Below are 21065 nucleotides of genomic sequence, written 5' to 3'. Positions count from 1 at the left end.
CCACCCCGGCTTTCCATGACAGCGACGGCGAGCCGGATCTGCCGCCGCCGTTGGCCGAATGGTTCGCGCAGCGCGGCTGGCGCCCCCGCCGTCACCAGCTCGAGATGCTGGCGAAGGGCAGGGCGGGCCGCCACGTGCTGCTCGTCGCCACCACCGGTGCGGGCAAGACACTGGCTGGCTTCCTGCCTACCCTGGCGGAGCTGATCGAGCATCCGGCCGACGGTCTCCACACCCTCTACGTCTCCCCACTGAAGGCGCTGGCGGTCGACATCCAGCGCAACCTCGTCACCCCCGTCGACGAGATGGGGCTCGACATCCGGGTCGAGACCCGCACCGGCGACACGCCGTCCGATCGCAAGACCCGCCAGCGGGTCAAGCCGCCGCACATACTGCTGACCACTCCCGAATCGCTGTCGCTGCTGCTCAGCTATCCCGATGCATCGCTGATCTTCGCCAATCTGCGCACCATCGTCGTCGACGAGGTGCACGCCTTCGCCACCGGCAAGCGCGGCGACCTGTTGTCGCTGTGCATGGCCCGGCTCCAGCGGCTCGCACCCGCGATGCGCCGCGTCGCCCTGTCCGCGACCGTCGCCGATCCAGACGGCTACCGCGCCTGGCTGGCGCCCGACGGCGACATCGACGCGGTCAGCCTGGTGATCGGCGAGCCCGGCGCCGATCCCGTCATCCAGATCCTGCTGCCGCAGGACCGCGTGCCCTGGACCGGCCACTCCGGCCGCTACGCCGCCGAGCAGGTGATGGCGACGATCGAGGCGCACCGGACCAGCATCGTCTTCTGCAACACCCGCAGCCTGGCCGAGCTGATCTTCCAGGATCTGTGGAAGGCGAACGACAAGGGGCTGCCGATCGGCGTCCACCACGGCAGCCTCGCGCTGGAGGCGCGCCGCAAGGTCGAGGGCGCGATGGCCGCCGGTCGCCTCCGCGCGCTGGTCGCCACCGCCAGCCTCGATCTCGGTGTCGACTGGGGCAATGTCGACTGCGTCATCCAGATGGGCGCGCCCAAGGGATCGAGCCGCCTGCTCCAGCGCATCGGCCGCGCCAATCACCGGCTGGACGAGGCGAGCCAGGCGATCCTCGTCCCCGGCAATCGCTTCGAATATCTCGAGGCGCGCGCCGCGCTCGACGCGGTCGAGGCGGGTGAGCTCGATCCCGACCTGTTCCGCCCCGGCGCGCTCGACGTGCTGGCCCAGCACGTCATGGCCTGCGCCTGCGCCGCGCCCTTCCACCAGCAGGAACTGCTCGACGAGGTCCGCTCCGCGCTCCCCTATTCGGCGCTGACCGACGAGCTGTTCGATCGGGTCCTCGGCTTCATCCGCGACGGCGGCTACTCCCTGCGCGCCTACGACCGGTTCAAGCGGCTGGTGCAGGACGACGACGGCAGCTGGCGTGTCGCCCATCCGAAATTCGTCGCCCAGCACCGGCTGAACGCGGGCATCATCGTCGAGGCGACGATGCTCAACGTCCGCTTCCGCAACGGCCGTCATCTGGGCAAGGTGGAGGAGGGGTTCGCCGCCACGCTCAGTACCGGCGACACTTTCTTCTTCGCGGGATTGAGCCTGGAGGTCGAGAAGATCGATCTGGAGGATCTGATCGTCCGCGCCACCACCCGCCCGGCCCGCATCCCCACCTATGGCGGCAGCCGGATGCCGCTGTCGACCAGCCTGGCCGACCGGGTCCGCGGCTTCCTCGCCTCGTCGGCCGAGTGGCATCGCTTCCCCGACGACGTGCGCGAGTGGCTGGAGATCCAGGCCCGCCGCTCGGTCCTCCCCGCCCCCGGCCAGCTTCTCGTCGAGACCTTCCCGCGCGAGGGGCGCCACTATCTGGTCGCCTACGGGTTCGAGGGGTGGAACGCGCACCAGTCGCTTGGCATGCTGCTGACGCGGCGAATGGAGACGCAAGGACTGAAGCCGCTCGGCTTCGTCGCCAACGACTATGCCATCGCCTGTTTCGGGCTGGAGAAGATCACCGATCCGAAATCGCTGTTCTCGCCCGATATCCTCGAACATGAATTCGTCGAATGGGTGCAACAGTCGCACCTCCTCAAACGCGCTTTCCGCGAGGTCGCGGTGATCGGCGGCCTCGTCGAGCGCCAGCATCCCGGCAAGCGCAAGACCGGCAAGCAGGTCACCTTCTCCACCGACCTGATCTACGACGTGCTGCGCAAGTACGAACCGTCCCACCTGCTGCTTCAGGCGGCATGGGACGATGCGCGGGCGCGGATGACCGATGTCGGCCGCCTCGCCGGCCTGCTCGAACGCGCCGCGGACACGATGCTGCACGTCGACCTCGAACGGGTGTCGCCGCTGGCCGTCCCCGTCCTCGTCCTGATCGGCCGCGAGCGGGTGTCGACCAATGCCGGCGACGACGCCCTCCTGATCGAGGCGGAGGCGCTGGCGGCGGAGGCGATGACGCTGGATTGACCGGGCCGCTGTCCTACACGCGCCGTCTGGCGTATGCAGCCGCCAACCCGTTCATCCGCATGGATATGTTGCGCAGAAGCGACCACGCGCAAAACATGTTCTATGCCTTACCTTAGCCTTACCTTCCGAGGTTTGGGACATTTTTGCATCGCCCCTGTCCGCGCCTGCCGGCGGATGATTGCAACCCATTGCAATGGGACCGGAACGGGCGCACCATCGCGTCTGTAATGGAGAGGATGATCGCCTGTGCCGCGGCCATGGCCGCGTGCCTCATGGCCCCCGCGGCGGCGCAGGCCCCGCCGGTCGCGCCCGCCGAATCACCCGCTCCCGACGACGAATGGGCGCTCGCCAACGAAGAGGCGCGGATGACCGTCCCCGTCTCGATCGCCGGCAAGGGCGACTGGCCCTTCGTCATCGACACCGGCGCCGAACGCACCGTGGTATCGCGCGAACTGGCCACCGCGCTCGCCCTGCTGCCCGGCCGCGACGTCCGCGTCACGACGATGGCCGGCACCGCCTCGACCAACACGGCGCAGGTGCCCCTGCTCAAGGTCAGCCGCCTCGCGCCGGCGATGATCGAGGCACCGGTCTATGCCCGCCGCCACCTCGGCGCGCAGGGCATGCTCGGCCTCGACGCGCTCCAGGGCCACCGGGTGGCGATCGACTTCGATCGCAGCCGGATGACGCTCACGCCGTCTGCCGCCCGTCGTCGGGTGCAGCGGCGGCAGGCCGACGAGATCGTCGTCGTCGCCCGCTCGCTGTTCGGCCAGCTGATCGTCACCGACGCCCGCTGGCGCAACAAGCGGATCGCCGTCGTCATCGATACCGGATCGGCGGTGACCATCGCCAACACCGCCTTCCTGAAGCTGCTCGGCAGCCGCCCGTCGATCGGCCGCTGGAACCTGCTCGCCGCCAGCGGACAGATGGTGCCGGCAGACGCCTATGTCGTCGATCGCCTCCAGATCGGCGGCCTCTCGCTCTCCGGGGTGCCGCTCGCCGTCGCCGATGTCGCCCCGTTCGAGCGGTTTGGGCTCTCGAAGCGGCCGGCGCTGCTCCTCGGCATGCAGACGCTCCGGTCCTTCCGCATGGTCGAGATCGACTTCCCCAACCGCGCGATCCGCTTCACCGTGCCGATGGCCGGGGTCCAGCTGGGCTGATCGCTTGCGCTACCCCCGCGAAGCGGCTCTACTCCCGCGATAATCTATCGGGGGTTCAGGGTATGCGGCGGATCGGACGGTTTCTGGCGGGAGCGCTGGCGGTGGCAGCGGCACCGGCGATGGCGCAGGACCGCGCCGACCAGAAGCCGTTCTTCGACCTCTACAAGGAACTGGTCGAGACCAACACGACCCTGTCGGTCGGCAGCTGCACGCAGGCCGCCGACCAGATCAAGGCACGGCTCCGTGCGGCCGGCTACCCCGACAGCGACCTCGTCTCCTTCTCGGTGCCCGATCACCCGAAGGAGGGCGGCCTCGTCGCCATCCTGCCCGGCCGCGACAAGGCGGCCCGGCCGATGCTGCTCCTCGCCCATCTCGACGTCGTCGAGGCCAAGCGCGAGGACTGGGTCCGCGATCCCTTCAAGCTGGTCGAGGAGGGCGGCTACTACTTCGCCCGCGGCGTCATCGACGACAAGGCGCAGGCGGCGATCTGGTCCGATGCCATGATCCGCTTGCGTCAGGACAAGGCCCGGCCCCGCCGCACGATCAAGCTGGCCCTGACCTGCGGCGAGGAGACGACCTTCGCCTGGAACGGCGCGCAATGGCTGGCGAAGAACCGCCCCGACCTGATCGCCGCCGAGTTCGCCCTGAACGAGGGCGGCGGCGGTCGCCTCGACGATGCCGGCAACCGCCAGCTGCTCGCCATGCAGGTCGGCGAGAAGGCGGCGCAGAACTACACCTTCCAGGTCACCAACCCCGGCGGCCACAGCTCGCAGCCGACCCCCGCCAACGCCATCTACGAACTGGCCGATGCGCTGAAGGCGGTGCAGGCCTACCGCTTCCCGATCCGCTTCACCGACACCACCCGCGCCTATTTCACCTCGGCCGCCTCGCTCAGCCCCGAACCGATGAAGGGCGCGATCACCCGCCTGCTCGCCAATCCGCAGGATGCGGAGGCCGATGCCATCGTCAGCGGCGACAAGGCGTTCAACTCCACCCTGCGCACCACCTGCGTCGCGACGCTGGTTCAGGCCGGCCATGCCGAGAACGCGCTACCCCAGCGCGCCGGCGCCAACATCAACTGCCGCATCCTGCCCGGCGAGACGGTCGAGGGGACGCTGGCGCAGCTGACGACGCTGGCCGGCGACAAGGTCGCGGTCGGCGCCAACCAGCCGATCCGTCCCACCGCGATCCCGCCGAAGCTCGATCCGAAGATCATGGAGCCCGCCCGCCGCGTCGCGGCCAGGCACTTCCCCGGCGTGCCGATGGCCCCGTTCATGTCGACCGGCGCGACCGACGGCATCTTCCTTCAGGCGATCGGCATGCCGGTCTACGGCGTACCCGGCATGTTCGTCGATCGCGACGGCAGCGGCACGCACGGCCTGAACGAGCGTATCCGGGTCAAGTCCCTGTACGAAGGCCGCGACTATCTGTTCGACCTGGTCAAGGCTTACGCGGGGTAGGGGAGGCGGGGCGCTGCCCCTGCGAGGCGGCGAGATCGGTCAGCTCCTTGCCGCAGCGCTGGCTCTCCTGCACCACGTCGACCTTCTGCGCCTGCGCCAGCTGGGCGGCGGCGTTCAGCGTGGGGCCAAAGACGATGCGCGGATTACGCCCCCGCATCTTGCCCATGTAATAGGCGGTACCGGTCCGCACCGCCTCGATCCGCTGCGGCGTCTGGTTCGGCTGCTGCCCGATGAAGCCCAGGATGACGACGCAGCGCGCATCCGATTGCTCGGGGTTCAGGCGGGCCGGTGCGGCGGGCGCGGCCTGCGCCAGCGTGGCGGCGATCAACAGGGTCAGCGGCATGGTCGGCTATCCTTCTGGCGGTTCGGTTCACCGTTGGCAGGATTCGCCTCGTCCGCCTATCGCAAAGCGACGCTTGCGCGGCGCGCCGGATCACGGCAAGGCACGGGCATGGTTCCCCTTTCGTTCGGCGGACATGAATGGCTGGCGCTGCCGGAAGGCGCCTTGTTCTGGCCAGCGCGTGGCGCGCTGCTGGTTGCCGACCTCCATCTGGAAAAGGGCAGCTGGTTCGCCGCACGCGGGCAGCTGCTGCCACCCTATGATTCGCTCGCGACCCTCGCGGCGCTGACGGCGGTGGCGGACCGCACCGCCGCGCGTGAGATCTGGTGCCTGGGCGACTCCTTCCACGACATCGCCGGCTGCGACCGCCTGCCGGTGGCGGCGCAGTCGATGCTCACCTCGCTCACCGCGCGGGTGTGCTGGACGTGGATCACCGGCAACCACGACCGCGCGATCCTCGACCGCTGTGGCGGCGATGTCGCCGACGAAGCCGTGGTCGACGGCATCGTCCTGCGCCACGAGGCGGATCCGGCGGAGCGACGCCCGGAACTGTCGGGGCACTTCCATCCGAAGCTGCGGGTCCGGGTACGGGGTCGCCAGGTCGCGCGCCGCTGCTTCGTGGGCAGTGCGACCAAGATCATCCTGCCCGCGTTCGGCTCGCTCACCGGCGGGCTGGATGCCGATCATCCCGAGATCGTCCGCGCCATGGGCGGGGCGGGGCAGGCATGGGTCCCGGTCGACGACCGGCTGCTCCGCTTTCCGCTCGCCGCCTAACTGGCTAGTCGCTCGATCGTCCGCAGCAGGTTGTTCGGATCAAACGGCTTGGGAAGGAAATGGCTGTCGGGCGGCAGGTCCGCACCCGTCGGATTCATCGCGCCCGACGTCACGAACAACAGGGCCGGCGGATAGCGGTCGCGGATGTAGTGCGCCAGCTTCAGCCCATCCATCGATCCAGGCATGTTGACGTCGGTCACCACGATCCTGATCCCCGGCTCCCGCCGCATCACCGCGATCGCCTCGTCGGCATGCTCCGCCTCGAACACGACGAAACCCGCCTCTTCGAAGAAGTCGGCCAGATTGAACCGGATCAGCGGCTCGTCCTCGACGATCATGATGCTCGTGCCACCCAACGGCATCACCGCGCCGCCTCGCTCAGCTCGCCGGCATCGGTCAACGGCGCATCCAGGGTGAATACCAGCCCGGCTGGGCGATAGTCCAGGCTCGCCTCGCCGCGGAAATAGGCCCGCAGCGATCGCTCGATCATCATCGACCCGAACCCGCGGCGGCTCGGCGGCATGACCGTCGGCCCGCCGACTTCCTGCCAGGTGAAGACGAAGCGACGCTCCTCTGCCGTGTCCACGTCGTCGATTGACCACGAAAGCCTCACATGCCCCTCGTCGTTTGACAGCGCGCCGTACTTCGCCGCGTTGGTGGCCAGCTCGTGCAGCGCCAGCGCGAAGGCCAGGGCGACCTGTGCGTTCAGCGTGAAGGCGGGACCCTGGACACGCAGCCGCTCACCGATCGCGCCATGCGGCGCCAGCGCCCTGCCGATCACGTCGAGCAGATCCGCCGATGCCCATGAGCTGGCCGTCAGGACGTTGGTGGCTTCGCCCAATGCCGCCAGCCGCGCCGACAGCGCCGCGTTCGCCGACGGCAGATCGTCCGCCTGACGCAACGTCTGCGCCGCGACGGACTGCACCACCGCCAGGACGTTCTTCAGGCGGTGGCTGAGTTCGTGGTTCAGCAACAGCTGCTGCTCCTCGGCGCGCTTCGCCTCACGGAAGTCGCGGGTGACGGTGCCATACCCCATCAGCGAGCCGTCGCTATCGAGCACCGGGAACACGCTGTACAGCACCGGGATGATCTCGCCCGTCTGGAAGTGGCGGAACCGTCGTTCGCCCACCCAGCTGCCGGACGACACGACGGCGGGCAGTACCTCGTCCGCCACGATCGCCGCTTCGTCAGGCGGGAAGAAGTCGGCGATCGACACCTTGCCGACCTCTTCCCGCGGCAGGCCGACCAGCCGGCATGCCGCATCGTTCAGAAAGAACACCGTCCCGTCCAGCCGGGCCATGCCGATGAAATCGGCACTGTTCTCCACGACGCGTGCCAGCCGGCCGCGTTCCTCCTCCGCCTCGCGCAGATCGCTGACATCCCGGGAAACAGACAGGATCCGTTCGGGCCGGCCGTCCACGCCCATGATCGGGCTGACGGCGACGTGCCACCAGCGGGGATTGCCGGCCATCGTCTCGGCGCGTCCCACGAAGCTGCTGGAACGTCCCTCGCGCGCAGCGGCGATCGCGGCAACCGCCTCGACATTGCCGGCGTCCTGCCAGAAGTCGGGCCACGGACAGCCGGCGATCGCGTTGAAGTCGCTGACCTCCATCACCCGCAGACCGCCGTCGGACATGAACGTCAGCCGACCGTCCAGATCCAGTACCTTGATGCAATCGGTCGAACTGCCGAGCACGCCGGCGAGGAACGCCTCGCGCTCGCTCAATCTCGCGGTGGCGACCGCACGTTCGTCGGTCAATCGGCTCGCCCGGGCGAAGGCGCCACGCAGTTCGGCTGCCAGCAGCGTGGTGCCGATCGCCGTCAGCAGGAAGATCGCGCTCGCGATCCATTGGGGCGCCGTCAGCCAGACGGGATTGGCGCTGCTCCCGATGGTCAGCGCGGCCAGGATGGCGGCCACACCGCTCGCCAGAACGCCCGGTCCACGGCCAAGCATCAGTCCGACGATCAGCACGGTCGGCACGAAGAGCAGCCAGGGGACCAGCGCGGTGATGACAAGGATGCGGAACAAGCCGACCGCGAGTACGCCGATCACGGCCAGCGCATAGCGCGACGCCGTCCCGAGCGGATGCGCCAGCGACCAGGCGAGCAGACGATCGAGGAAGGGAGAGGGCTTGGTGTGGGGCATGGTCCGGCGCACGGCGTTGCCACAACGGGGCCGCCGACACTGGCACTAGCATATCCGGATCGTTACGCCAGCGGTCGATCAACCGGTCGCGGAGATGCCCGTCAGATCGTCAGTTCCAGCCGGTCGCCGCGTAACGTGATCGATTGAAACCGGGCGAGCGCCGACTGACCCAGCAGCGAGTGCGGCGGCCCGTCGGTACCGACCACTACCGCCTCGGTATTGTCGACCGTGCGGCCGGCGATCTTCAGTCTGTCGATGCTGGTCCACCGCATGGCCTGGCGCCCGCCGGCGGTCCGCAGGGTCTGGCCGGACGTACGCGCCGCCGCGACTACCCCCGTCGCCTTGGCATCGTGCTTGGTCAGCACCACGACGTTCGCTCCCGTGTCGACCACGAATCGTACCGGCACGTCGTTCACCTTGGCGGTCACGTAAAACAGTCCGTCAGTGGCCTTGGTCAGCGTCAGCGACTTGCCCGGTGCGGCAAGGTCGACGGCGGGACGGACGACCGCCAGCTGCGCCGCGGGCCGGGCGCCCCCGTCGGGCGGCGCGATACCGGTAAAGCCCAGGGCGGCGACCGCGATCGACAGCGACTTATAGGACATGGACGACAGCATGACCGTGGGGAATGCCGTCGCGAGGTAAAGAAAGCGGTGTATTCAGAAGGTGTAGGCTGCGTTTACCCTGCCGCGTGCAACCGCCACCTCAGCCGTTCGCGGCGGAGATGTAGCAGGCCCGCTGCGATCAGGCAGACCAGCGCTACGCCCGCCAACTGTATAGCCGCGACGCGGTAGGGCCATTGCAACCCGGCGCGCGTCGCGAACAGGGTGTAATAGGGTCTGGTCAGGTCGTATCCGGCATAGCGGAACAGCTTCTCCAGCTCGCCCGGCAATCCGTCGCGGCGCAGGATGCCCTCACGCAAGCCGTCCGGTCGCAGCGTCGCGGCGTTCTCGTCCGGCCCGATCTCGACGAAGAACCGGACCGATTGCGGGCTAGCACCCGGGGTCAGCATCGGCGCGAACCGCATCGTACGCCGGGCGACGAGCAGTTCCTGGTTCAGTCCGGCGGTGCGGTCCCTGACCACTGTGCCGACCAGGATGGTCGGGCCAGTGCGGGGAACCGCCGTCGCCGTGCGGGATCCCAGCACGATCCGCTCGATCGGCCCGGTGTCGCCAGGAAGGCTGGCCATCGCGATCAGCACCACGAGACAAACGAGCAGGCATCCAGCACCGATGCCGACGATGGTTCTGATGAAGATCAGCCCGGGCAGCATCGCGCTGACGGTATCCGCCCGGTCGACGGGGGGACGCCGCAGCAGCCACAGCACCGGTGAGGCGATGAGAGTCGCCAGCAGCACATAGGTCAAGGACGGATAGTAGCGGCCGAAGGTATTGAACTGCCACTCCGCGGCCAGCGCCATCAGGCCGCGATAGGTGAGCGTCTGCCAGAGGAGGAACAGGCAGACGAGGATACCCCAGGCACCGAGTGCCGCACCGATGCGGCGATGGCGGCGGGCGCGGCCGGCCGTCGTCATATCCCTCATGCAGCGGATCCTGTGTGGACGATCGGCGGCACGTCACTGGTCAAGCGCCGATCGAGGGCAGGCAAACGGCGGAGAGCACGTCCCCGGATGGTTTCGTATCGCTGCGCCATGACCCCGCCTTCCTGATCATGCCTAGTGGCAGCGTTGAAGGGCGCCTGCAACGCGTAATGGCCAGATAGGTTGCGGCACGGCGGCGACCGTTGCAAAAAGCCGGTTGGCCGGATAATAGCCGAAGAACGAGAGGGTGTTCGGACAACCTGATGATGGCGCATCGATCGCCAGCCGGGCTCGGCCAGCCGGATCGCGGCTGCGCCGTCGTCAGGATGGTGGGCCATATCGGTGCTGGTGCTTGGTATCCCGTGCGCGGCAACGGCCTTTGCGGGCCCTTAACCTTTGGAACCTAGGCGTGGCGCCATCATGGATTTGAGCGTTTCATCATCCGGTCCGACGCGCGAGCCCGAATGGGTTCCGGAGCCGGCAAGCGGATCGCCGCTCCCGAGTGGCCCGGCACCCGGACCGGCGTCGTCGCGTAATCCCTGGATCGTCGCGTTCGAGGCGGCCTGGTTCGCCTTTCTGCGCGCGCCGATCTTTTGGCTGGGCATCGGGGCGCTGGCCGGTCCGACCCTGTTCGATCTGGCCTCGCGCGGTTGGGGCACCGATCAGGCGGCGCATGCGCCGATCGTCTTCGCCACCGCGATCTGGTTGTTCGCCCTCAGCGCCAAGCAGGCAGTGACAGCGATGAGTCCGCCGCCTGCGTGGCGTGCGGCGCTGGCGCTGGCGCCGGGGCTGATGCTCTACGCCGCGGCCCGGATCACCGGCCTGCTCGAGGTGCGCGGACTGGCCGCCTATCTGTCCCTGGTCGCCATCCTGTATGCGGTGGGGGGCAAGCGGGTGCTGGCGGTCCTCTGGTTTCCTATCCTCTACTCGCTGTTCCTGATCCCTATTCCCGATACGTTCGTCGACATCGCGACCCAGCCCGTCAAGCTGCACATCTCGAAGAGTGTCGTCGGTCTGCTCGGGGCCCTGGGCTATCCGGTCGCCACCTCGGGCGTCAGCATCTATATCGGTCAGTTCGAACTGCTGATCGCGGCGGCATGCGCGGGGCTGAACTCGCTGATCAGCCTGACCGCGATCGGCAGTTTCTACGTCTATCTCCGCCACAACGCGAGCTGGCGGTACACGCTGCTGCTGGTCACGCTGATCTTCCCGATCGCGGTGTTCGCCAACTTCCTGCGCGTACTGATCCTGGTGCTGCTCACCTATTATGCCGGCGAAGCGGTGGCACAGGGCTTCCTGCACGAGGCCGCCGGTTTGTTCATGTTCGTCGTGTCGGTGCTCACCATCTTCCTGGTCGACAAGATCTTCACGGTCATCGGGCATCGCATGGGATGGATGAAATCATGAGCGCATCGGGAATCGGCCCGGCCATGTCGATCACTCCGGGGGCGTCGGCCGACGGCGCCGGACAGGGGCCGGACCTGCTGTCCCGCCGCAAGATGATCATCGGTCTGTCGGTCGCCGCGACCGTGCTGGTGTCGGAGCTGTACGTTCCTAGCCGCAGCGTACCTCGGCTGACCGACGCCAAGTTCGACAAGCTGTTCCCGCACAAGCTGGGACCCTGGCGCTACCTGTCCGAATCGGGGCTGGTGCTGCCGCCCGAGGACCAGCTGTCGCGGACGCTGTACGAGCAGTTGCTGACCCGCAACTACGTCAAGGGCGATGTCGGCCCGGTCATGATGGTGTTGGCATACAGCAGCGTTCAGGAAGGACGCCTGCAGGTTCACCGGCCAGAGGTCTGCTATCCGGCCGCCGGGTTCTCGATCCTCGAAAACGTCGCGGCCGAAGTCCGGATCAACGACGGGTTCGCGATCCCGTGCCGTTTTCTGACCGCCGATCGCGGCGCCCGGCGTGAGTATATCCTCTACTGGACGCGGGTCGGTGATGCCATGCCTGAGCGGTGGTTCGATCAGCGGCTGCAGATGGCGAAGGCCAATCTCCAGGGCTTTATCCCCGATGGTCTGCTCGCGCGGGTGTCCGTGATCGGCAACGACCGCGATGAGGGGCTTAGAACACTGTCGGACTTCATTCGCGACATGGTCGCTACCGCAGGAAAGGCGGGGCGGACCATGTTGATCGGTCCGCACTGAGGCCAGAACCAGCGCTGGTGAGGGGCCGGTCCTTGTCCTCGACCGTCAGGCGCGAGCGAACGGCTTAAGGAAGTAGAAGGTATAGGCGATGATACCGACGAATACGAGGACGGCGAAAATGTCATACCCATTATTGCCCAGATAATTCGTCACCGCGCAGCCGCCGGCCGGCACGATGTAGTGAAGCATCGAGTCCTGCTTCTCTTCGGGGCCGACGGATCGCTGGAGCAGTAGCACTACCAGGCCGGCAAAAAAGGCCACCGTGATCCAATCGTAGATAGTCTCCATCACGTGTTTCCTTTAAAGCTGCCGTCAAGTCTCGATGCGGGGCTGCGTGATCACCGGCCCCGCCCCCGGTAATGGACGTTCGTTAGGAGTGAAAGACTGTTATGCGATCAAAATCATTAACGATCCTGCTGATGGCGTCGGCGCTGGCCGTCGGCGGCTGCAAGCGGTCCGCCACCGGTCAGGTCGTGGCCGTGGTGAACGGTGAGGAGATTTCCCTCTCCGAGCTGAATGGCGAGCTGAAGGGCGCGCCCAACGGCGGCGACAAGGAGGTCATCCGCGCCCAGGCGTTGCAGAATCTGATCAATCGCAAGCTGCTGGTGCAGCAGGCGCGCGATCGTGGAATCGACAAGGATCCCGACTTCCTCCAGCGTGAGCGGCGGATGGACGATCAGGTCATGATCGAGATGCTGGGGCAGCAGGTCACCAAGAACGTGCCCACGCCGACCGCGGCGGACATGGACCGGTTCATCGCCCAGAACCCGCAGATGTTCGCACAGCGGGCGATCTACTCGCTCGACCAGATCATCTTTCCGATGCCCGAGGACCGCAATCGCCTGAAGGCGTTCGAAGCCGACCACACGCTCGACGCGGTGGCGAAGCGTCTTCAGACCATGAACATCCAGTTCCAGCGTCAACAGGGCAAGCTCGACACCGTCGCGACCCCGCCCGAGCTGCTGAAACAGGTCATGGCGCTGCCCGCCGGCGAGCCGTTCGTGATCTCCAGCGGCGGCAACGTCGTCGTCAGCACCGTCGGCGGCAAGCAGGACGCGCCGATCGCAGGCGATCAGGCTCGCCAGATCGCTGCCGAGCTGATCCGCAAGAACGCGGTGACCGACATCGCGCAGAAGCAGATCAAGCAGGCTCGCGACGCCGCAAAGATCGATTATCAGCCCGGTTTCGCGCCGAAGGCCGATGCCGCCGCGAAGGCGAAGAGCTGATCGCTCTCATCGTCAACGGGTGACGATGAACCCGTCCGGCGCCTGTCAGGTGTGGGACGGGTTCCGCCGCCTCTGCGACCGGGCGAGCGAGAAGATGCGCGGGCCGGTTACCAGATAGCGTCGCCATAAGCGGCGCGGGTCGGCCAACAGTCGGAATGCCCATTCCAGGTGCATGCGCTGGACCAGTTTCGGCGCACGCTTGCTCTCCCCGACAACGAACTCGATCGCCGCGCCGATACACAGGCCCATGCCGGTCGCATCGCCACGTCTGCGTATATGCTGGGCCAGCAACTCCTGCTGAGGCGAGCCGACAGCCAGGAAGGTGAAACGGGCGCCTGCCTCTGCGGCGAAAGCGGCGGCGGCATCCATGGCCGCCTGGTTCCGCCGCATGCCCATAGGGGGCAGATGCTGCACGATGTCGAGTAGTGGGTACCGCGCGGCCAATGCAGCCCGTGTGGCGGGAGTCCCGCCGATAACCGCAATCCGGTCGCCGGGCCGACACCGCTCATCGAGGACCAGCTGCGTCATGTCGCTGCCTGGCGCGACCGGCAGCCGGATCCCCTGGCGCCGGGCGATCGCGGCCAGGATGCGGCTGTCGCAACTGCACAGCGCGGCATCGCGATAGGCCTGCCAGATCCCGTCCCGATCGTCCGACCGATCGTCGTGAAGTCGGACGACATGGTCGACGTTCGGCGTGACCCAATAGGCGAAGGGCAGGGCGGGATGGCGCTCGTCCAGTGCATTCAGCACCTGATCCCGGTCGAGAAGGTCGAAATCGAGGCCGAGGAAGCGTGCGCGGTCATTCGTCACCGTCAGATGTCCCCGTCCCGATAGTCCAGCTCGCCGATCCGCTCGTCCGGGGGTACTGGTGGCATCGGTGTCTTGGCACCGTGGAGGCGAGCGATCAGGGCGGTGGCGCGCTGGGTGCAGGCTGCATTGTCCATCCGCCGGCATACGTCCCGGCGTACCGTCCAGCCGAAGACCGATGCGGGATGATGGATGGTGTAGGACCGCATGTAGTTCTGCGCGTCGTCCAAACGGCCGCGCGATCTCAGCAGGATGACGAGCTGACGCAGGGCGAGTGGATCGTCCCGGTCCGCGTTCACCGCATCGAAGAACGACTTTTCCGCGAGCAAACGGTCGCCCCGGCTTGCGAGCACCTTCGCCAGAACCGTGTAGCCTGCGGCAAACTGCTGGTTGTCGCCGACCACGCTGCGCCCATCGCGGAGCGCGGCATCGCCGTTGCCAGCCGCCAGTGACACCAGGGCGCGCGCCATCAGCGCATATGATTGACCCTTGTCCTTCGCCAGTGTCGCGTCTGCGATCTGGCGTGCCTGGCTCATCCGGCCCAAGCTTGCGGCCACGAAGGCGAGCGCGCCTGCTCGATCGAGCGCCGTTGCGGCGTCGGTGGCTGTTTCGCCGGTCAGGAGCGATGCCGCTACGGGATAGGCGCCGCGGGCAATCGCATGCTCGGCGATGGCGAGCACGAGATCGGGTTGTGGCGAGCCGAGTGTGCCCAGCGCCTTCGCTGCGGCAGCCGGATCCGCGTCCGCATCGGCCAGTGCTCGTACCGTCAACGCCCGGCTGGCATCGCCGGGCGCGATCTTGTGCGCTGCATCCAGAGCGACCACCGCCTCCCCCAGCTGGCCGGCGACAGCCAGCTGCTTGGCGAACGTGCGTTGGGCCACGGCATCCTGCGGCCGATCGGCCGCATCCCGACGAGCGACCGCCAACAGACCGGGGCCATCGGCGAGCTGGCCGTATAAATCGGTCAGCTGCTGTCGCGTCTCGTCACTGCCGCCATTCGCCTTGAAGATCGGCTCGACGATGGCAAGTGCCTGGGCGAAGCGATCCCGGCGCTGTTCGAGCCGGCTGGACAGCACCAACGCGCGCTCGTTGTCCGGCGAACTGGCCAGCAGCTTCGCCACGCCTGCCGCTGCCGTATCGTAGCGGCCGGTGCGAAATGCGACTGTCGCGAGGATCAATTGTGCCATCGGATCCTCGGGCGCCAAGCCCAGGATCTGTTCGGCATAGTCGCGGGCATCGTCGATCCGGCCGGAGGCAAGCGCCAACTGGGCCAGCGCGTCCAGCGCCTCGCGATTGGAACGATCCTGATCCAGCGCATTGCGATAGGACGTGAAGGCGCCAGCATAATCCTGCAACGCGACCTGGTTGCGCGCGCGCATCATCCAGAGTTCGGGCAGGTCGTCCCTGGCCTGAACGGCCAAGTCGAACTGCATCTGGGCGGGGCCGTACTGCCCGGCGGCGGCAAGCTGCTGGCCCTGATTCATGGCCTCTGCCGCACGTTCGGCCGACGATTTGCAGCCGGCCAGGATCGGTCCGGCCACCAGCAACAACGCCGCTGCCCTTGCGATTTCCCGTCGAATGGTTCGTACGCCGGTCGATCCGTTGCTCGGCAAGTCTCGAAACACCTATGACAGAAGCGGGAGAAGACAATGCGGTGGCGGTCGCGAAGCCGCCGGTCAGTATGGCTTTTTCAAGGTTCTGCGATTAAGGCAAGCCCGATGCGCAGCGTTGCTGGGGGATTGGATAAGATGAAGATGGTCTTGGTGCGGGCGCTGGCCATGGCCGGCGCGACGGCATCGGTGTTCTGTGGCGTGCCCGCGGTCGCCCAGAAGGCAGCGTCGACGGGGCAGAACGCCGGTCCGGCTGCCATGGCGACGCGTACTGCCGCGCTGCCGCCTTATCGCGTCAATCCCGGTGACGAGATCGAGGTGTATGTCTGGGGTGAGGAGCGGCTGCAGCGATCGATGCGTGTCCTGCCCGACGGCACCTTCTCGTTCCCGCTTGCCGGACGTATCGAGGCTGCGGGCAAGCTGCCCTCCGAACTGGAAGCGGCGATATCCCGCGGTCTGGCCAGCCAGTTCCGCGACCAGGTGCCGCAGGTCACGGTCTCGATCCGGACGCCGTCGGGGTTCCAGGTATCGGTGATCGGCAAGGTACGCTCGCCCGGCACGCTGACGCCCGGGCGCTATGTCAACGTGCTCGAGGCGTTGTTCCTGGCGGGCGGACCCACCGAGTTCGCCAACACCAACGACATCGTCATCCTGCGCAAGCAGGGTGCGGGGTTGACCCCGATCAAGGTGCGCCTGTCCGACGCGATCAAGGGTAACCCTAGCGCCCGCGATCTTGCCGGCCTGCTCGAATTGCAGAGCGGCGACACCGTGGTGGTGCCGTGATGCGCGCATCTGCTTCGCTCGGCATCATGTTGGGCAGTGCCGCGATGCTCGTGCCCTGCGGGGCGGCGGTTGCCCAGGTAACTACTATCCCTTCCCTGTCGGCCACGGTGGGTGGCGCCTATTCGACCAATCCGTTCCTGTCGGTCGAGGGGGAGGACTCGGCATCGGTCCAGCTGGATGTGCGGCCATCCGTGCAGCTGATCGAGGGAACCAACGAAGCAGTGATCAGCGCGAACTACAACCGCGCCGATTATCTGACCAACTATGGCAGCAACAACGGGTACGGCGTGTCCTTGTCTGCCGGTACGCGGCCCAATCCCAGGACTTCGTTGGGGATCACCGCATCTTTCGACAGCCAGATACTGGGCGCGCAGAACGGGTTCATCAGCCCGATCAGTCCGGTAGGAACCCCTCCAGTCGTGGGTCTGCCCTCGACGCCGGTCGGCGGCGACCTCGGTACGTCACCTGTTGTGACCACGCCGGTGGTGACGACCCCGGTCGTGACCACACCGTTCGATCCGGTGGTGAACGGTGATGTGGGGTTGTTCGGCCTGCGTCAGCGCCGCAATGCGCTGTCCGCAGGGCTGAACGGATCGTACGTGCCCGATGCGCGATCGACCTGGAACGCCGGTATTTCCGTCCAGCGATCATCCTATCCGGATCAGTCCGACAATTTGGGCGAGCAGAATATCTTCGCCTCCAATTTCCGCACGTACAGCGCGAACATGGGCTATACCCGCGCCCTGTCCGAGCGGTCGTCGGTCGGTTTGCAGCTGAGCGCCAGTCATGTCGAGTATGCGCGCGGCTTTGATTCCGAGATTTATACGCCCCGCATCACCTACTCCCGCACATTGTCCGAGCGGCTGAACTTCTCCGGCGGTATCGGTGCCGGCATCACGCGCGACACCGGCGGCACGAACGTGATCGTGTCCGTCGACGGGTCGCTCTGCCGTTCGGGAGACCGGTTGCAGGGGTGCATCGTTGGCTCGCGTACGCCCAGCCCCACTGGATTCGGCGGTGTCCGGGTGCAGAACAGCCTTGGCGCCAATGTCGGGTACCGGGTCGATGCGGTCACCAACGCAAGCCTCTCCGCGAACTACGTGCGGATCGGCGGAACGCAGAGCGATGTTTTTCCCGATCAGGCGATCGGCAGCCAGAACTATTTCAACGGCGACGCTTCCGTGCAACGCCGGCTCGGCCGCATATTCTCCGCAGTCGCCTCTGTGAGTTATCGCAGTGCCGGCGGGATCGGCAATCTTGCGCCCAACGGTTTTGCCGGCGGCGACGTGCCGGGTGATGTAACTGGCCGCCTAGGCATCTCGGTCTTTCTGGGTCCAAACCGATGAACGATGGCTACGCGCAGGACATGGACAATGAAGGCGAGGGCGGGGGCCTGATCGCCTATATCCCGACCATTTTGTGGCAGCGCAAATGGTGGATCATCACGCCGTTGGTGGTCGGAACCGCGCTGGGCGGCGCGGCGGCGTTCCTGATGCCACCGAGCTATCGCTCGTCCGCGACGATGCTGGTCGAGTCGCCCCAGTTGCCGAACGAACTTCTGGGGGCTCAGCCGACCAGCATGATCGATCGCCGCATCGCCAAGATCCGGCAGCAGATCCTCAGCCGCCCTGACCTTATCGAGCTGATCGAGAGCAACAATCTGTACGCCGAGGAACGGCAGAAGAAGCCGCTGTCCGAAGTGCTCGATCATATGCGCGGTGCGACCAGCATCTCGCCCGTATCGGCCGACATCGGCAGCGGAACCGGCTCCAACACCATCGCCTTCTCGCTGACCTTCGACTATCCAGAGGCGCAGAAGGCGCAGATCGTCGCGCAGGATTTCGTCGAACGGCTGGTCAAGCTGGACGCGACGCAAACGGCCGAGCAGGCGACGGGAACGGTCGAGTTCCTGCAGGAGCAGGCCAACAGCCTTACCGGCCAGATCAATGCCATCGAGCGCCAGGTCGAGACGATCAAGCTGGCGAACGGCATGGCATTGTCGAGCAGCGGCACGATCTTCATGGGCTCGAGCGGCGGTAATTATCAGGCCCAGATCGCGACACTGCGCCGCGAGAACCAGCAGCTGCAACAGGCGCTGAACCAGCAGGCGACGGCAACCGACCGCGATCCTGCCGTGATCAGCGCGGAGGCAGCTCTGGCCGGCGCAAAGGCGGTCTATTCGGACAACCATCCCGACGTCCGCTCTGCCGAGCTACGTCTGGTGGAGGCGCGCAAGTTCGCCCAGCAGAACCAGACCCGGTTCAACGCCGGCTCGACCATCCGCAACCAGATGTCGTCGAACGCCGCGGCGATCGCGAATCTGGAGGCAGCACAGAATAACGAGCAGGCCCGCACCAGTGCCGTCGCCGCGGCGCAGGCCAGGGGTCCGGCCGTGCAGGAGCAGATCGCCCAGTTGCAGGCCAAGGCGGAAGGGCTCCGCACCAATTATCAGACCATCCAGACCAACCTCATCGGCGCGAAGGGAACCGCGCGGATCAGCGAGCAGCAGCGCGGCGAGCGCCTGACCGTCATCGATCCGCCGGTCGCGCCCGACCGTCCCAACTCGCCCAACCGACCCGTGCTGCTGGCGGGTGGTGTTGCCGCCGGTGGTGGATTGGGTATGGCGATCGTGCTGCTGCTGGAACTGATCGCCCGCCCGATTCGCGGGGTGGGGCCCTTGCAGGCGCTTACCGGCGAACCACCGCTGGTCATCGTTCCTAAGCTGTCGTCAACGAAAGCGCCGGTAAAGCAGCGCAAATGGTTCAGGTGGCCCTTCCGCCGCAAGGATGCGGCTGCTGTGGCGACCACAGGCTAAGACAGGAAGCTGAACGTCGATGAACTATCAGACCGTTGCCCGGACCAGTGAGATGACGATCAGCACAACGCCGCGGCATTTCATCGCACCCGATGCACTGGGCGAGGCGATCGTCGGTTTCCGCAGCCGGGACGAGCGGTCGCGCTCGTTCAACCTGCTCAGAACCCAGGTTGTCCGTCTCGTGTCCAGCGGCGTACGGGTGATCGGCGTCACGTCCGCTACCCCGCGTGTCGGCAAGACGTTCGTGGCGTGCAATCTCGCCGCCTCGCTCGCGCGACTGCCGGAAATGCAGACCGTGCTGATGGACCTCGACCTGCGTCGTGGGTCGGTCGCGGAACGGTACAACCTTCCCGTGGAGCAGGGCCTGACCGAGTATCTGGCGGGGAGAACCGATGATCTCGCCGATCTGGCATGGGGGGTCGAGGGTCAGCAGCTTACCATCTATCCGGCGGCGGTGAGACGCGTCATGTCGTCCGAATTGCTGGCCAGCAATCGTTTTCAGGATCTGATCGGCGCGGCACGGGCATTGCCCGATCCGGCAGTGGTGCTGCTGGATCTGCCGCCGGTATTCGCGAACGACGATGCGATGATCGTCGGCGAACTGATCGACGGATACATTCTGGTCGTGGAAGACGGAGTGACCACTGCAAAGCAGGTGCGAGACTCAATGCGCCTGATGAAGTCGGTAAGATGTTTCGGCACCGTCCTCAACAACTATGTCAAGGGCTTCGCCGGCGGCGACTATGGCTACGGCTATGGCAAGACGAGCGGTTACGCGGACTACTACAATTGACTGACACGTTGACGGCCATGCGCGACGAGAATGCTGCGCGCAAAATCTATTGTGTCATGGGTGTGCGCTCGCTCCGCTATGCACAGGCGTGTATCGGCAGCCTTTTCGCCAACGCTGACGAACCGCTCGATCTTACCGTCCTGACCGACGCACCCGCAGATGCCGAGGTGCTACGTGCCGCATTCACGCCGTTGGCTGAGGGTACGGTTCACGGCTTGACCGTGTATGATCAGACGGACGCGGATCGGCGCGCAGAAGAGCAGTTCCGGGACTATCCCGCGATCCGCCGGTTCCGCGGCGGACATCCCTGCTGGCGCAAGATCACTGACCCGGTGCTCTATGCTTTGCCCGGTGAAGAAGCCGTCATCATCGATCCGGACGTGTATTTCCCCAATCGGTTTCGTTTCGAACCGACGCCGGCCGACGGCTTGCTGCTGATGTGGCAGCGGCCCAACTGCCTCTTGCCCGAGGCGCTGGTGCTGGAAGCCTATGCCAAGGATGTGGCGATGGCCGACCACACCGACATCGGCGTTTGCCAATATCGTGCGCCGCTGCCGTTCGACCTGCTGGAAGAGTTGCTGCAGACGTTGGACACGAGGCCGCATGCGCGATCCATGCACGTCGAATCGATCGTCTGGGCTGCGCTGGCGGAACGGATGGGCGGCGGTTACCTGAATGCCGAGGCGTGGCACTGCTTCGCCAACTCGGTCACCAGCCGGATCCGGCGGCGGTTGGGACGTGACGGAGTCGCGACGCTGCGCACGCTGGACCTGAACGGCACCAAAGCCCTTCACGCAGGCGGCGTGGCGAAGAACTGGCTCGTCGACGCCGAGGGTGCGGGGGTGTTCAGCGCGCCGCGATCAGTAACGGCGCCGACTGGGATTCGGCCCTTTGTCGGCTATCCCCGAGCCAAGTTCGACCGCAAGATCCGTACGCGTGCCTTGGCCCGCAAGCTCGGCCTGTACGCGTTGCTGGGTGGCTGATGTCCGCTACCCCGGACGGCGTCGACGCCGATCAGGTTCGGCGCAT

At 66.6% G+C, this 21065-nt stretch carries 20 protein-coding genes; 12 read left to right on the top strand and 8 right to left on the bottom strand.

Annotated features, from left to right (window positions below):
* Positions 1-50 precede the first annotated feature (50 nt).
* The 3 genes from ABC319_RS07130 (at position 51) to ABC319_RS07120 (ending at position 5055) form a co-directional block, all read left to right on the top strand.
* Positions 51-2438: a ligase-associated DNA damage response DEXH box helicase gene (locus ABC319_RS07130; RefSeq protein WP_413069553.1), complete on the top strand. Its 2388-nt coding sequence runs from the start codon at positions 51-53 to the stop codon at positions 2436-2438.
* A 227-nt stretch (positions 2439-2665) separates the two neighbouring features.
* Positions 2666-3595, top strand: coding sequence for a retroviral-like aspartic protease family protein (locus ABC319_RS07125; RefSeq protein WP_413069552.1), 930 nt, complete (start codon positions 2666-2668; stop codon positions 3593-3595).
* 62 nt (positions 3596-3657) lie between these two features.
* Entirely contained in the window at positions 3658-5055 is a 1398-nt protein-coding gene (locus tag ABC319_RS07120) for a M20/M25/M40 family metallo-hydrolase (RefSeq protein WP_413069551.1), read from the top strand.
* Here the strand turns inward: ABC319_RS07120 and ABC319_RS07115 are convergent.
* Positions 5036-5398 (bottom strand): hypothetical protein, encoded by a 363-nt coding sequence (locus ABC319_RS07115; RefSeq protein ID WP_413069550.1) that lies wholly within the window; start codon positions 5396-5398, stop codon positions 5036-5038. The two genes, ABC319_RS07120 and ABC319_RS07115, sit on opposite strands and share 20 nt — an antisense overlap.
* A gap of 108 nt (positions 5399-5506) precedes the next feature.
* On the opposite strand from ABC319_RS07115, the gene pdeM reads away from it, so the two are divergent.
* Positions 5507-6169 carry a ligase-associated DNA damage response endonuclease PdeM gene (gene pdeM / locus ABC319_RS07110; protein WP_413069549.1) on the top strand — a complete coding sequence of 221 codons (663 nt, stop codon included), beginning with the start codon at positions 5507-5509 and terminating at the stop codon, positions 6167-6169.
* Here the strand turns inward: pdeM and ABC319_RS07105 are convergent.
* The 4 genes from ABC319_RS07105 to ABC319_RS07090 form a co-directional block, all read right to left on the bottom strand.
* A complete protein-coding gene (locus tag ABC319_RS07105; protein ID WP_413069548.1) occupies positions 6166-6531 on the bottom strand; it encodes a response regulator in 366 nt (121 codons plus the stop codon). The two genes, pdeM and ABC319_RS07105, sit on opposite strands and share 4 nt — an antisense overlap.
* On the bottom strand, positions 6531-8315 hold the full coding sequence (locus ABC319_RS07100) for an HWE histidine kinase domain-containing protein (protein WP_413069547.1): 1785 nt from the start codon (positions 8313-8315) through the stop codon (positions 6531-6533). Before ABC319_RS07100 ends, ABC319_RS07105 begins: the two co-directional genes overlap by 1 nt.
* A gap of 101 nt (positions 8316-8416) precedes the next feature.
* A complete protein-coding gene (locus ABC319_RS07095; protein ID WP_413069546.1) occupies positions 8417-8917 on the bottom strand; it encodes a retropepsin-like aspartic protease family protein in 501 nt (166 codons plus the stop codon).
* A gap of 74 nt (positions 8918-8991) precedes the next feature.
* Positions 8992-9855, bottom strand: coding sequence for a hypothetical protein (locus tag ABC319_RS07090; protein ID WP_413069545.1), 864 nt, complete (start codon positions 9853-9855; stop codon positions 8992-8994).
* Positions 9856-10272: 417 nt separating this feature from the next.
* On the opposite strand from ABC319_RS07090, the gene xrtV reads away from it, so the two are divergent.
* Together xrtV and epsI are read left to right on the top strand one after the other, a co-directional pair.
* Complete coding sequence (xrtV, locus tag ABC319_RS07085; RefSeq protein ID WP_413069544.1) at positions 10273-11259, top strand: exosortase V; 987 nt, start codon at positions 10273-10275, stop codon at positions 11257-11259.
* Complete coding sequence (gene epsI / locus ABC319_RS07080; RefSeq protein WP_413069543.1) at positions 11256-12002, top strand: exosortase-associated protein EpsI, V-type; 747 nt, start codon at positions 11256-11258, stop codon at positions 12000-12002. The genes xrtV and epsI overlap by 4 nt, the downstream gene beginning before the upstream one ends.
* Positions 12003-12047: 45 nt before the next feature.
* Here epsI and ABC319_RS07075 read toward each other — a convergent pair whose 3' ends face one another.
* The gene (locus ABC319_RS07075) at positions 12048-12290 is read right to left on the bottom strand and encodes an XrtV sorting system accessory protein (protein ID WP_413069542.1); all 243 of its coding nucleotides are present in this window, start codon (positions 12288-12290) and stop codon (positions 12048-12050) included.
* Between the two features lie 131 nt (positions 12291-12421).
* Between ABC319_RS07075 and ABC319_RS07070 the strand changes: the two genes are divergently transcribed.
* On the top strand, positions 12422-13228 hold the full coding sequence (locus tag ABC319_RS07070; protein WP_413069541.1) for an EpsD family peptidyl-prolyl cis-trans isomerase: 807 nt from the start codon (positions 12422-12424) through the stop codon (positions 13226-13228).
* A 45-nt stretch (positions 13229-13273) separates the two neighbouring features.
* Here the strand turns inward: ABC319_RS07070 and ABC319_RS07065 are convergent, their stop codons facing one another.
* Both ABC319_RS07065 and ABC319_RS07060 read right to left on the bottom strand, forming a co-directional pair.
* Positions 13274-14038: a WecB/TagA/CpsF family glycosyltransferase gene (locus ABC319_RS07065; RefSeq protein WP_413069540.1), complete on the bottom strand. Its 765-nt coding sequence runs from the start codon at positions 14036-14038 to the stop codon at positions 13274-13276.
* Between the two features lie 2 nt (positions 14039-14040).
* Positions 14041-15519 carry a tetratricopeptide repeat protein gene (locus ABC319_RS07060; protein WP_413069539.1) on the bottom strand — a complete coding sequence of 493 codons (1479 nt, stop codon included), beginning with the start codon at positions 15517-15519 and terminating at the stop codon, positions 14041-14043.
* A gap of 264 nt (positions 15520-15783) precedes the next feature.
* Here ABC319_RS07060 and ABC319_RS07055 point away from each other — a divergent pair, with 264 nt between their 5' ends.
* The 5 genes from ABC319_RS07055 to ABC319_RS07035 are packed head-to-tail and all read left to right on the top strand — an operon-like array spanning position 15784 to position 21019.
* Positions 15784-16428 carry a polysaccharide biosynthesis/export family protein gene (locus tag ABC319_RS07055; RefSeq protein WP_413069538.1) on the top strand — a complete coding sequence of 215 codons (645 nt, stop codon included), beginning with the start codon at positions 15784-15786 and terminating at the stop codon, positions 16426-16428.
* The gene (locus tag ABC319_RS07050) at positions 16428-17774 is read left to right on the top strand and encodes a hypothetical protein (RefSeq protein WP_413069537.1); all 1347 of its coding nucleotides are present in this window, start codon (positions 16428-16430) and stop codon (positions 17772-17774) included. Before ABC319_RS07055 ends, ABC319_RS07050 begins: the two co-directional genes overlap by 1 nt.
* A complete protein-coding gene (locus ABC319_RS07045) occupies positions 17771-19243 on the top strand; it encodes a GumC family protein (protein WP_413069536.1) in 1473 nt (490 codons plus the stop codon). Before ABC319_RS07050 ends, ABC319_RS07045 begins: the two co-directional genes overlap by 4 nt.
* A 19-nt stretch (positions 19244-19262) precedes the next feature.
* Positions 19263-20036, top strand: coding sequence for a CpsD/CapB family tyrosine-protein kinase (locus tag ABC319_RS07040; RefSeq protein ID WP_413069535.1), 774 nt, complete (start codon positions 19263-19265; stop codon positions 20034-20036).
* Positions 20033-21019 (top strand): hypothetical protein, encoded by a 987-nt coding sequence (locus tag ABC319_RS07035; protein ID WP_413069534.1) that lies wholly within the window; start codon positions 20033-20035, stop codon positions 21017-21019. The genes ABC319_RS07040 and ABC319_RS07035 overlap by 4 nt, the downstream gene beginning before the upstream one ends.
* Positions 21020-21065 lie beyond the last annotated feature (46 nt).

The sequence above is a fragment of the Sphingomonas phoenicis genome (genome assembly GCF_047238005.1).
GTDB lineage: Bacteria > Pseudomonadota > Alphaproteobacteria > Sphingomonadales > Sphingomonadaceae > Sphingomonas.
This window is presented reverse-complemented; position numbering and strand designations above follow the sequence as displayed.

What these genes read in the sequence shown, in the direction of transcription:
- ABC319_RS07125 (WP_413069552.1), top strand. Translation starts at nt 2,666, where the DNA reads ATGGAGAGGATGATCGCCTGTGCCGCGGCCATGGCCGCGTGCCTCATG.
- ABC319_RS07120 (WP_413069551.1), top strand. Translation starts at nt 3,658, where the DNA reads ATGCGGCGGATCGGACGGTTTCTGGCGGGAGCGCTGGCGGTGGCAGCG.
- ABC319_RS07115 (WP_413069550.1), bottom strand. Translation starts at nt 5,398, where the DNA reads ATGCCGCTGACCCTGTTGATCGCCGCCACGCTGGCGCAGGCCGCGCCC.
- pdeM (WP_413069549.1), top strand. Translation starts at nt 5,507, where the DNA reads ATGGTTCCCCTTTCGTTCGGCGGACATGAATGGCTGGCGCTGCCGGAA.
- ABC319_RS07105 (WP_413069548.1), bottom strand. Translation starts at nt 6,531, where the DNA reads ATGCCGTTGGGTGGCACGAGCATCATGATCGTCGAGGACGAGCCGCTG.
- ABC319_RS07100 (WP_413069547.1), bottom strand. Translation starts at nt 8,315, where the DNA reads ATGCCCCACACCAAGCCCTCTCCCTTCCTCGATCGTCTGCTCGCCTGG.
- ABC319_RS07095 (WP_413069546.1), bottom strand. Translation starts at nt 8,917, where the DNA reads ATGTCCTATAAGTCGCTGTCGATCGCGGTCGCCGCCCTGGGCTTTACC.
- ABC319_RS07090 (WP_413069545.1), bottom strand. Translation starts at nt 9,855, where the DNA reads ATGAGGGATATGACGACGGCCGGCCGCGCCCGCCGCCATCGCCGCATC.
- xrtV (WP_413069544.1), top strand. Translation starts at nt 10,273, where the DNA reads ATGGATTTGAGCGTTTCATCATCCGGTCCGACGCGCGAGCCCGAATGG.
- epsI (WP_413069543.1), top strand. Translation starts at nt 11,256, where the DNA reads ATGAGCGCATCGGGAATCGGCCCGGCCATGTCGATCACTCCGGGGGCG.
- ABC319_RS07075 (WP_413069542.1), bottom strand. Translation starts at nt 12,290, where the DNA reads ATGGAGACTATCTACGATTGGATCACGGTGGCCTTTTTTGCCGGCCTG.
- ABC319_RS07070 (WP_413069541.1), top strand. Translation starts at nt 12,422, where the DNA reads ATGGCGTCGGCGCTGGCCGTCGGCGGCTGCAAGCGGTCCGCCACCGGT.
- ABC319_RS07060 (WP_413069539.1), bottom strand. Translation starts at nt 15,519, where the DNA reads ATGAATCAGGGCCAGCAGCTTGCCGCCGCCGGGCAGTACGGCCCCGCC.
- ABC319_RS07055 (WP_413069538.1), top strand. Translation starts at nt 15,784, where the DNA reads ATGAAGATGGTCTTGGTGCGGGCGCTGGCCATGGCCGGCGCGACGGCA.
- ABC319_RS07050 (WP_413069537.1), top strand. Translation starts at nt 16,428, where the DNA reads ATGCGCGCATCTGCTTCGCTCGGCATCATGTTGGGCAGTGCCGCGATG.
- ABC319_RS07045 (WP_413069536.1), top strand. Translation starts at nt 17,771, where the DNA reads ATGAACGATGGCTACGCGCAGGACATGGACAATGAAGGCGAGGGCGGG.
- ABC319_RS07040 (WP_413069535.1), top strand. Translation starts at nt 19,263, where the DNA reads ATGAACTATCAGACCGTTGCCCGGACCAGTGAGATGACGATCAGCACA.